This window comes from Rubripirellula reticaptiva (genome assembly GCF_007860175.1).
GTDB classification, from domain to species: Bacteria; Planctomycetota; Planctomycetia; order Pirellulales; family Pirellulaceae; genus Rubripirellula; species Rubripirellula reticaptiva.
This window is the reverse complement of the sequence record NZ_SJPX01000001.1, coordinates 130,333-140,327: the sequence shown is the minus strand read 5'-3', so window position 1 is coordinate 140,327 and position 9,995 is coordinate 130,333. Positions and strand designations below refer to the sequence as shown.

The window sequence follows — 9,995 nt, the reverse complement described above, 5'->3', positions numbered from 1 at the left end:
AAATGATTGTTGCACTGGATCACATTGCGATCGCGGTTCCATCGCTCGATAAAGCGATTGAGCGTTTCGTACGTGACTTGGGACTGAGTTGCGAAAGCACAGACGAAGTGGCTGATCAGTCCGTCGCGCTGGCGATGTTTCCGTTGCCTTCGACAAAAATTGAGTTACTGCAAGCGACCGCGGATGAATCTGCGATCGGAAAATTTGTTCGCAAACGTGGTGGCGGCATTCATCACCTTTGTTTTCTATCCGATGACTTGGACAACGATATCGCTCGGTTAAGGAGCCGTGGGTACCAGTTCCTAAGCGACCATCCCTTCATCGGTGCGGGCGGACATCGCGTCATTTTTATCCATCCCGATTCCTTCGACGGTGTACTGATCGAACTGGCAAGTCTTGGTGATTGACGACAACCAATCTTGGTTGCAATCGGTGCCTGATTAGCCCCTCGCCCTACCCTGCTCTGTCCTTCCTAGCCCTGCCCCGCCCTTCCTGCTTCACCACATGATGACTCGCAAAACCAACCATTCCATACGTTCGGTTCGTCCTATTCGACGATTTTCGTTGCGGTCTGCAGCGGCCAACGAAACGCAAATTGGCGAAGCCACGGGACACAGTCGTTCCGACGGAATCTTGATCAAGCCGGTCTATACCCGCAACGATTTGAAGCACGTCGATCATCTCGGTTCGTTGCCTGGCGAAGAGCCATACGTTCGTGGTCCCTATGCGACGATGTATTCCGAACGACCTTGGACGATTCGCCAGTACGCGGGACTGGCAACCGCGGTCGATTCGAATGCGTTCTATCGAAAGTTGCTTGCAACTGGCGCCCAGGGGATCTCGGTCGCCTTCGACTTGCCGACTCAGCGAGGCTATGACAGTGATCATGCTTTGGCGCTCGGCGATGTCGGAAAGGCGGGCGTCGCGATCGACTGTGTGGAAGACATGGTCGCACTCTTTCACGGAATTCCGCTGGACGAAGTTTCGGTGTCGATGACGATCAATGGTGCCGTGCTGCCGGTCCTCGCCGCCTTTGTCGTGGCCGCGGAACGTCAAGGCGTTAGCCCCGCACAACTGAAGGGAACGATTCAGAATGACATTTTGAAAGAGTTCTTGATTCGCAACACGTACATCTATCCGCCCTCGCCGTCGATGCGGATCGTCCGAGACGTAATGCAATACTGCCACATCGAAGCCCCTTCGGTCAATTCGATTTCGGTGTCCGGCTATCACATGCACGAAGCCGGCGCAGGGGCCGCTTTGGAACTGGCGTATACACTGGCCAATGGCCGCGAGTACCTGAGAAACGCGATCGCCGCAGGGCTGGACGTCGATCAATGCGCGCTGCGTATGTCGTTCTTTTTCGGCATCGGTATCGATTTCTATACCGAGATCGCAAAGCTGCGAGCCTCGCGAATCATTTGGAACCGCATCGTCAACGAGTTCGGTCCCAAGAATCCGAAGTCGAAGATCTTGCGGATGCACTGTCAAACATCAGGCTGGTCTTTGACGCAGCAGGACCCGATGAACAACATCGTCCGCACATCGATCGAAGCGATGGCCGGCGTTTTTGGAGGAACCCAGTCGATGCACACCAATTCGTTTGACGAAGCCACCTGCTTGCCCTCCGACACCGCCGCACGAATCGCACGCAACACCCAGTTGATTCTGCAAGAGGAAACCGGCATCACTCAGGTGGTCGATCCTTGGGGTGGATCGTACTTCATGGAAAGCCTGACTCAGCAGTTGGTTGACCGAGCCAATGGACTGATGGATGAAGTGGAAAGCTTTGGTGGGATGGCGAAAGCGATCGAGTTGGGGTTGCCGAAACTTCGAATTGAAGAGGCGGCTGCGGCTGAGCAAGCACGAGTCGATCGTGGTGAACGTGTCATCGTTGGTGTCAACAAACACACCACACCGGATTCCACCGTCGCCGAAACTGTCGTCGTTGACGGTGAATCGGTTGAGCAACAGCAGCAAGCCAGACTGCGAGAACTTCGCAGTCGACGTGATCAACAAGCCGTTGAACATTCGCTGGCGGCGATCACTGATGCCGCGCGGTCGAGTGACGTCAACTTGGTTCCGTTAGCAATTCAAGCGATGCGAAACGGTGCAACGGTCGGCGAAGTTTCGATGGCTTTGGAAATGGTTTGGGGACGGCATCAAGACGAATCGATTCTGGTTTCCGGCGTCTATCAGTCGAAACGCCGTGAAGATGACCAGTGGAGAGCATTGTCGCAGCGAGTCGTGTCGTTTACTGATTCGTACGAGCGACCGCCAAGAATCTTGATTTGTAAACTGGGTCAGGATGGACACGATCGTGGTCAGCGAGTTGTGGCATCGGCACTGGCGGATTTGGGGTTCGAAGTGGTGCTGGCGCCGTTGTTCACCACGCCCGACGACGTTGCCCGATTGGTTGACCAAAGCGGTGTCGATGTTGTCGGCATTTCAACGTTAGCGGCAGGCCATCAAACGCTATTGCCCCAATTGATGCACCAGCTTTCCAAAGCGGGAATCAAGATCCCCGTCGTGGTTGGCGGGGTCATCCCCGATGCCGAACGAGAATCGCTAGAACAATTGGGTGTTGGGCAAATCTACGGTCCGGCAACACCGATCGACGTGATCGCAAGTGATTTGATCACGCTTGCGGAACAACATCGGACGCAAGGTTAGATCCGCGATACGTATTGGCCACTGAGCCGGCGAATCAAACGGCGCATCTCCAACACACTGATCACAGCAATGACGCTGTGCGTCGGTAGCTGGCTGCGCTGGATGACTTGGTCGATCGGAGTGCTTTCGGTTTCGATCGCATTCAAGACCGCACGTTCCAGTTCGTTGAGTTGCAGTTCTGCTGCGTTACGGACTTCGTGTCCATCGGATGTTTGTACTGGAGCACGCATTGGGCCAAGTTCTTCTAGAATGTCGTCGACATTCTGGATCAATTTGGCGCCGTCGCGAATCAATTGGTTGCACCCGCGAGAGACGCGGCTGGTGATCGGGCCAGGGACCGCCAAGACCTCGCGGTTTTGTTCCATGGCGATCCGGGCGGTGATCAAGGCGCCCGAGCGATCGGGGGCTTCGATGACAAGCGTCGCGAGCGACAGTCCGGCAATGATTCGGTTTCGCTGAGGGAACATACCGGCGCGAGGTTTCGCGTACGGCGGACACTCGCTGATCACGGCTCCGTCGGCTGCCACCGCTTTGGCAAGACCTTCGTGTTCTCGTGGATAGATATGATCGTGACCACTACCCAAAACCGCAATCGTTCGGCCGCCGCCAGCGAGGGCGCCTTCGTGAGCCGCGGCGTCGATCCCGCGTGCCAGGCCGCTGATGACCGTCACACCTGCACGAGCGAGCGAGTAGGCCAAGTGCTCGGCTTGTTTCAATCCATAAGTGGTTGCGTGCCGTGTGCCCACGATTGCGACGGCGAGTTCATCATCGGCAACTAGATCGCCCTGAACAAACAGAATCGGCGGCGCGTCGGGCAGATCCGCCAGGGATCGTGGATAGGCGGTGGTGGTTCCGACAACTGACGTTTGGGATTCCGAGTCTTGGCAAATGATGTCGACGTGATTGCGGTGGCACCATCTTGCGATCGATTCCACATCAACCAGTTGGTTGGCAGATCGAATTGATTGGATCAGTTTTTGTCCAACACCATGAATCGAAGCCAGTTGATCGTCGGAAGCCGCCAGCACGGCTGCAGGATCGCCAAACGCCTCTAGCAACAGAGACATCGTCCGAGGCCCTATTCCTGGCAACATCGCCAACCGAAGCGAATCGGCCGTGAGCTGTGAAATCGCTGACTTATCAAATGCAGCATGCGACTTGTCAGTGGCTGTCGAATGTTCCATCGGGCCGATCCCTCGAGCGTTCGTCATCAATCGAAACCCTGAGTCTAACGGTTCGCGGTAAGGGTTAACAACTATTCGGCAGGGGCTTAATGACATCTGAACCGAAAGTTGGACGATGAAGACTCCATCGTTAGCCGATTGGATCTAATCGACTGCGCCAAGTCGGTCGAGGATCAATTGCCAAACGGGATTTGGTTTGCCGGCGGGCAAACGAGCGATCATTTCGCTATGCGCCAGCGGAACCAGGACCGTGTCGGCAACGCCAGGAATCATGCCGCTCGATACAGCGACCACTCCATCGCCCTTTCCTTCGATCAACTCGTCACAGTCGTTCAAAAGAGGCAAGATTCGCGGTCGGATCAGCCGCGTAAAACTTTCCGCTTGGTCAAGTTGCCGGATTGCCGACCGCAGTTCTCGTGATTCTTCGGCGTTGATAGGGCAATGGGTGCCAACGATCGCGGTGTAGCGAACATTATTTTGCCGAGGCCGCCCGTTCATGGTTTCTAGCATCTTCGACCCGGGTTCTAAGTCCCGGACGCCTGGACTTGATGGCAGATGAAGCAACAGATTGACCAAGTCCCGGCCTTCCAACGTTCCGTCTGCCAACAAATTGATCAGTGGCGGCATTGTCGCCCAGTTCGATCCCAAGTGTGGTGATGCCACCGTGATCAGTGTTGTGATCCGTTGATTGGGTAACGCAGGATTTTCAGTCCATTCACGAGCAACCAAGCCACCCATCGAATGCCCGATCAAGGCAAGTCTCGGTTTTACTCTGGCGTTTCTAAAAAGCGTCTCGCATTTGTTCGAAATCAAATTGGCTGATTCAACGATCGACCGCCGGTCGTCATAAGAAACAGTAGCTGTTGCGTAACCCGCTTGACGCAGTTCATTTCGCAGGGCACCAAAAATTTCGGGATTGCTTTTTAAACCGTGCAAGCAGATTGCCAGTGGTTTGTTCGCCGTTCGCAATGCCCAGTCCTCGTCGATGTTAATCGTGACATTGGCAAGTCGCTGAGTTCCAAGCGCTCCCAGTTTGGTCGCTGAATCACTCTCGGGAATCTTGACGCGAAGCTTGATCGATCGATTGCCATCGGCATCGCTCGTCATCGCAATCGAGCCACGCTGGCCCAGCACTAAGTTCGCACCCAGCAACATCAACATCACACTGTCGTCGGCAAGGTTGATCTCACCGTCGGGAAACATTGAACGTACCGATTCCTTGTCCAACCGAATCGACTCGGCCATCGCCTCCGAAACATCGCTCCACCGAACTCGTCCATTCTGCGACGGTACGACCATTTCCAGCCATCCGGCGTCACCGATCGTGGTCGGCGGTTGCGCACACCCAACCGTTGGATTGGTCGCGTTGGTGAAGACGCACATCAATCCGAACAACAGGATCCCAAAATGTCGGCGAACTGAAACGTTCGTCGAAGGCATCGCTGCGAAGAGTGCAGCCCAAAAGAATCGCATCGTAAACTCGCTGGAAATAGGAAGGCGACGAAGACAAGCTTGCCAAGGTCAAGTGGCTCGAATCATACCACTGACGTCAAAAGGCAACGTCGCCGAGGCCAACGAAAGAAACGGGTTTCCAATCCGTCGTGTTCAATCAAACGGAAGCTAAGAGTTACCGTCTGCGACTACAGAATCTTTTTTCGAGTCGATGCGACGCCAGGCAACGACCGTGATTGGAAGATAGGCAAGGCAACAGAGCCACTCGATCGTGGTTAGTTGGTTGTATCGGCGATGCCCCGTCACGAATGCGTCGCGGTTGGTAATCTCCATGGTTTCAATGTTGATGATCGCGTCCAGATGTCCATGCACCACGAACAACCCAATCAGCACGCCCCCAAGCACTGTGGCGCATCCGGCGAGCGCGTATCCGTACTTTGGGGATTGACGCATCACAACGACGCAATTGCACGCCATCAAAACGACCGTCACCGCGCCTAAGACGTTCAGCACTGACGTCACTCGCTGAGTAATCAGTCCGCCATCCATTGGGTCGTTTAGAACATCGTGCGATATCCGAACGACGAAACCGGTGTAAAAGGTGAGTCCGCCCCAGTACAGAGAGTAAGAAAGCAATAGCAGAACTCGCAAAACCCAAGTCATGATTTTAATCGTCCACTACGCTGCTCTAAATGCGTTTTCGCCGCGTGCTCGCTCACTCTTTTCTCGCGATCAGGAGCTGCCCAATCGATCAGTGATCCTCGCAATCGCAATTCGTGACCAGACCTCAAATGACGCTGATTCTAGTTTCGCATCATCCAGGCTTTTTTGACAGCTCGCCCAGACTTCATCGTTCAAAATGTTGTCAGCGAAATTCTGTCCTGCCCACGTTAAAGCCAAGTTGGTCACGCCAAAGCGGTCTTTTCGAGGTCCAGTGTCAACGCCGGACATCATTTCACTTTGAACCAACAACGCAATGTGATAGCCGAAAACATCGTTTTCGGAATCGGAGATCAGCGATTGCACTTCGCCAGCCCCTGGTCGACCCTCGTGACTGCGAACCGCAAGCACAATTCTCCGAATCAAATTCATATCGCGTTTCATTGCGTTTGCTCGTTAGACGTTGGTTTTTGTTGTGTCGTTTTCGCGCAGTGGAATAAGCGGCTTATCAGTCACCGTCGGACCATGGTCGCCGCTTCGATATATTCCAATCGGCAACGCGCAGCGGCATTGCGCAGGCGATCATACCACTGCCGAACCATTTCGCGACCGACCGATCAAAGTGCCATCGCAATGGCCACCAAAAGGTCTGTCGCTCTGTTTGGATCGCCGAAGACAAGAAGGACGACATCAGTTGGGACGTGACCGCCCTGTTCGGTCATGCCCGCTATTCCCTTCGGACCAAGTACCGGTAGGTACCCCGTCGTGATCGGTATCCGCTACCGGCATTAGCCTCACTTCACGCCAGGTACATCTCTCGTACATACGGCATCGGTGAGGATCCTCGCTTGGCTATCGCTTTCTCGGTGGCTGGATATAGGAGTCCGGTGCGTACCTCTGGCTTGCTCCTCGCTTCCACACGCTCTCGTCCGTGTCGTCGTAAAACTGGCGTGTTTCCTGGAATCTTGCCTGCATCGCTTTTAGTTTTGCTGCGTGATTGGTGTCGGTGGCGAGGTTGGTCATTTCCTGCGGATCATTCTTGAGGTCGAACAGTTCCCAGCGGCTTGCTTTCTCTGCCTCGTTTCGTGGGTTGTCGAAGTACAGCAGCTTGAAATCGTTCGTGCGAATCGCGCTATGTTGAGCGACGCCGTGCCCGCCGTCGATGTAGCGATAGTAGATCGTGTCTCGCCACTGATCCGGTGTCGTCCCGCCTTGAGTTAGCAGTGGCATCAGGCTAATTCCGTGAACATCCCAGTCGGTTGGGATTCCAGCGGCTTCGAGTAGCGTCGGCGCGTAATCAATGTTTTGAACCATCGCGGCGCAGCGAGATCCCGCTTTTACCTTTCCGGGCCAGCGAACGATCAGAGGCATCTTTAGCGATTCCTCGTACGCCCAACGTTTGTCAAACCAACCATGTTCGCCAAGGTAGAATCCCTGGTCGGCGCAGTAGACGACGATCGTATTGTCGCTCAGTCCAGCCTTGTCTAATTCCGCAAGGACACGTCCCACGTTTCGGTCGACGCCCGCAACACAGCGAAGGTAGTTCTTCATGTACCGCTGATACTTCCAACGCACAAGTTCTTTGCCCGTCGGTGGATTGGCAAGAAAGGCTTCGTTTTCTTTCGCAAAAGCTGCCAGGTAAGCCTTTTTCTGCTCGGGTGTAAAACGATTGATGACGTTCTGGTCCTTCTCGGTCTCGAACAGCATTAGGTCAGATGCCATCCTCATGTGGCCATCAATACCCATCGCGTGTGAGGCCGCCGCGACACGTCCTTCGTATTGATCAAACAGCGTCGGCGGTTCGGGGAACTCAATGTCACGGTACAGTTCGAGTTCGCGCAGGCTTGGTTTCCAGTTCCGGTGAGGCGCTTTGTGCTGAACCATCAATGCAAACGGCTTGGAGGTGTCTCGACGCTCGAGCCAATCGAGTGCTAGATCCGTGACCACATCAGTCGAGTGGCCTTCGATGCGGCGGCTTTCGCCGTCCGAGAAAAAGAAGTCGGGGTTGTAGTAGCTGCCCTGCCCGCTCAAAACTGCCCACTCGTCGAAACCCGTCGGCTTCGTTTTCATGTGCCACTTGCCAAAGATCGCAGTCGTGTAGCCGCCGTTGTGAAGCGCCTTTGGCCATGTCGGCCGCTGCGGATCAAGGGCGCCGGAAAGATTGACAATGCCGTTTTTGTGACTGTGCAGTCCCGTCATCACGGTGCATCGCGATGGAGTGCAGATGCTATTCCCGCAGAAACTGTTTTCGAAAAGCATGCCCTCTTTCGCCAAGCGATCGATGTTTGGCGTCGGCGGCAAGTCGAGTCCGTACTGGTATGCCGAGATCGCTTGCGTGGTTAAGTCGTCGCTGAAAAAGAAGACGATATTGGGACGCTCGTGCGCCGTCAGTTCAGACGATCTCGCCTCCGTCAGCAGGAATGGTAAGGCGAAAACCGCCAGCAAACGGAAAGACAGAAACGATGAACTCTGCATAACTTTGGTCTCTTAGTTGGAGTGCCGCTTCAATGGCGGCCGGCGGGAGATGACTACGGTTGCCGATTGGGCGAATCACAATGCGTACCACTTTGATGGCGTACACGAGCTCGGGTACATCGCTTTGCTTAGGGTTACTCTTCTAATTCCCAAACGGGACCTTCGGCGACGATTTCCCGGTGCAAATTGATCAGCTCGGTTCGCATTCGCCCGAGTCGCTCGAGCTCGGATGCCGAAAGGTCGTTCGTCTGCTGCTGGTCGGACTTCAGGTTGTATAACTCAAAACGATCAAGCCGTGCCGTTTTGATCATTGGCATGTCGGGTTTGGTCAATGCATGCGAATGTTGCTGGATGGGATCGTTCAAATATCCCAGGATGACCCAGTCACCTCGCCGCATCGCTGCCGCGGGAGCCACGCGATAGAAAAACCACATCAAGGGTGTCACTCGCACCAGCGGCTGACCCGACAGGATCGGCAACCAACTGGTCCCGTCAAGTTTGCGATCGTTTGGCTTGGCAGCGCCGGCGATCTCGCAAATCGTCGGTAACAAATCCAGGTGGCTGACCGGATCATCGCACTGCGATCCCGGTTCGACTTTGCCTGGCCATCTCAGGATCCCCGGTTCCCGTTGCCCACCTTCGTACACCAGCGACTTCTGGCCGCGAAGCCCCTGGTTTGACCAGGGATTCATTCCGCCGTTATCACTGGTCAGGAAGACAAACGTGTCCTTCGCGCGATCAAGTTCGTCGAGCTTCTTCAACAACTGGCCAACGGCGAGGTCAACATTTTCAATGTTGGCGTAATACGTCGCTTGTTTCTGGTTCAATTGCGGGTAGAGCTTTTTGTACTTCTCGATTAGTTCTGGCGGCGAAGCGATCTTGTTGTGTGGCTCGTGGAACCAAACGCATGAAAAGAATGGTTGGTCGCCGGGCAGCGAAGCGAGCCACCGGTTTGCTTCATCGGTAACGATTTGGCACGAGTAACCATCGACCTTACCGATCGCTTTCCCATTTCGCACAAAGTTAATTGGATCGCGATGTGACGGTAAAGCGTTGTTGTCGGTGCCCAGTGAATAGTCGAAACCTTGATCGGCCGGTTGTGGCTGGTCAGAGTCCAGTTTTGAAACGTGCCATTTTCCGAAGTGCCCGGTCGCGTAGCCGTGTGGTTTCAATACTTCCGCGATCGTGATTTCTTCGTCGGGCAAGTGCATTGGATGGTTCGCCGGAATGTAGCTGTACATTCCGACCCGGGTAGGCATTCGGCCCGTCAACATCCCGACTCGCGAAGGAGAGCAGTTGGGCGCCGCTGCGTGGCAGTCCGTGAACGTCATCCCTTGCGCTGCTAATGCATCGATATTCGGTGTTTGAATTTCGCTTCCAAAGCAACCAAAATCCGTCCAGCCCGAATCATCAAGCATCACCAGCAAGATGTTGGGTTTCCCTTCACCTCGTGCTGCTGCGCAAGCCATCGAAACGAAACAGAAAGCGACGCATAGGCGTATCAGGTGCAGTCGGATCATCATCCACAATCTTCCAAATGATTCAAGTTTA

Annotated in this window: 8 protein-coding genes; 2 read left to right on the top strand and 6 right to left on the bottom strand. The window is 54.6% G+C overall.

From position 1 onward, the window contains the following. Nucleotides 1–2 precede the first annotated feature (2 nt). Together mce and scpA are read left to right on the top strand one after the other, a co-directional pair. Nucleotides 3–407 carry a methylmalonyl-CoA epimerase gene (gene mce / locus Poly59_RS00485; protein ID WP_146532133.1) on the top strand — a complete coding sequence of 135 codons (405 nt, stop codon included), beginning with the start codon at nt 3–5 and terminating at the stop codon, nt 405–407. A 97-nt stretch (nt 408–504) separates the two neighbouring features. Continuing rightward, a complete protein-coding gene (gene scpA / locus Poly59_RS00480; RefSeq protein ID WP_222436024.1) occupies nt 505–2,673 on the top strand; it encodes a methylmalonyl-CoA mutase in 2,169 nt (722 codons plus the stop codon). On the opposite strand, the gene dprA is transcribed toward scpA, so the two are convergent. The 6 genes from dprA to Poly59_RS00450 all read right to left on the bottom strand — a co-directional run bounded on the left by dprA (nt 2,670) and on the right by Poly59_RS00450 (nt 9,967). Continuing rightward, on the bottom strand, nt 2,670–3,884 hold the full coding sequence (gene dprA, locus Poly59_RS00475) for a DNA-processing protein DprA (RefSeq protein ID WP_246151276.1): 1,215 nt from the start codon (nt 3,882–3,884) through the stop codon (nt 2,670–2,672). The genes scpA and dprA overlap by 4 nt on opposite strands. Nucleotides 3,885–4,001: 117 nt before the next feature. Next, entirely contained in the window at nt 4,002–5,330 is a 1,329-nt protein-coding gene (locus tag Poly59_RS00470; protein ID WP_146532131.1) for a PGAP1-like alpha/beta domain-containing protein, read from the bottom strand. 147 nt (nt 5,331–5,477) lie between these two features. Then, the gene (locus Poly59_RS00465; protein ID WP_146532130.1) at nt 5,478–5,972 is read right to left on the bottom strand and encodes a DUF4149 domain-containing protein; all 495 of its coding nucleotides are present in this window, start codon (nt 5,970–5,972) and stop codon (nt 5,478–5,480) included. A 69-nt stretch (nt 5,973–6,041) separates the two neighbouring features. Continuing rightward, entirely contained in the window at nt 6,042–6,413 is a 372-nt protein-coding gene (locus Poly59_RS00460; protein ID WP_146532129.1) for a DUF2513 domain-containing protein, read from the bottom strand. Nucleotides 6,414–6,821: 408 nt separating this feature from the next. Continuing rightward, entirely contained in the window at nt 6,822–8,444 is a 1,623-nt protein-coding gene (locus Poly59_RS00455; protein WP_146532128.1) for a sulfatase family protein, read from the bottom strand. Nucleotides 8,445–8,578: 134 nt separating this feature from the next. Continuing rightward, nucleotides 8,579–9,967, bottom strand: coding sequence for a sulfatase (locus tag Poly59_RS00450; protein WP_146532127.1), 1,389 nt, complete (start codon nt 9,965–9,967; stop codon nt 8,579–8,581). Between the last annotated feature and the right edge of the window lie 28 nt (nt 9,968–9,995).

Bases quoted from the DNA above. Each gene is read 5' to 3' on its own strand.
- Poly59_RS00460 (WP_146532129.1), bottom strand. From the start codon at position 6,413: ATGAAACGCGATATGAATTTGATTCGGAGAATTGTGCTTGCGGTTCGC.
- mce (WP_146532133.1), top strand. From the start codon at position 3: ATGATTGTTGCACTGGATCACATTGCGATCGCGGTTCCATCGCTCGAT.
- Poly59_RS00450 (WP_146532127.1), bottom strand. From the start codon at position 9,967: ATGATGATCCGACTGCACCTGATACGCCTATGCGTCGCTTTCTGTTTC.
- scpA (WP_222436024.1), top strand. From the start codon at position 505: ATGATGACTCGCAAAACCAACCATTCCATACGTTCGGTTCGTCCTATT.
- Poly59_RS00465 (WP_146532130.1), bottom strand. From the start codon at position 5,972: ATGACTTGGGTTTTGCGAGTTCTGCTATTGCTTTCTTACTCTCTGTAC.
- Poly59_RS00455 (WP_146532128.1), bottom strand. From the start codon at position 8,444: ATGCAGAGTTCATCGTTTCTGTCTTTCCGTTTGCTGGCGGTTTTCGCC.
- Poly59_RS00470 (WP_146532131.1), bottom strand. From the start codon at position 5,330: ATGCGATTCTTTTGGGCTGCACTCTTCGCAGCGATGCCTTCGACGAAC.
- dprA (WP_246151276.1), bottom strand. From the start codon at position 3,884: ATGACGAACGCTCGAGGGATCGGCCCGATGGAACATTCGACAGCCACT.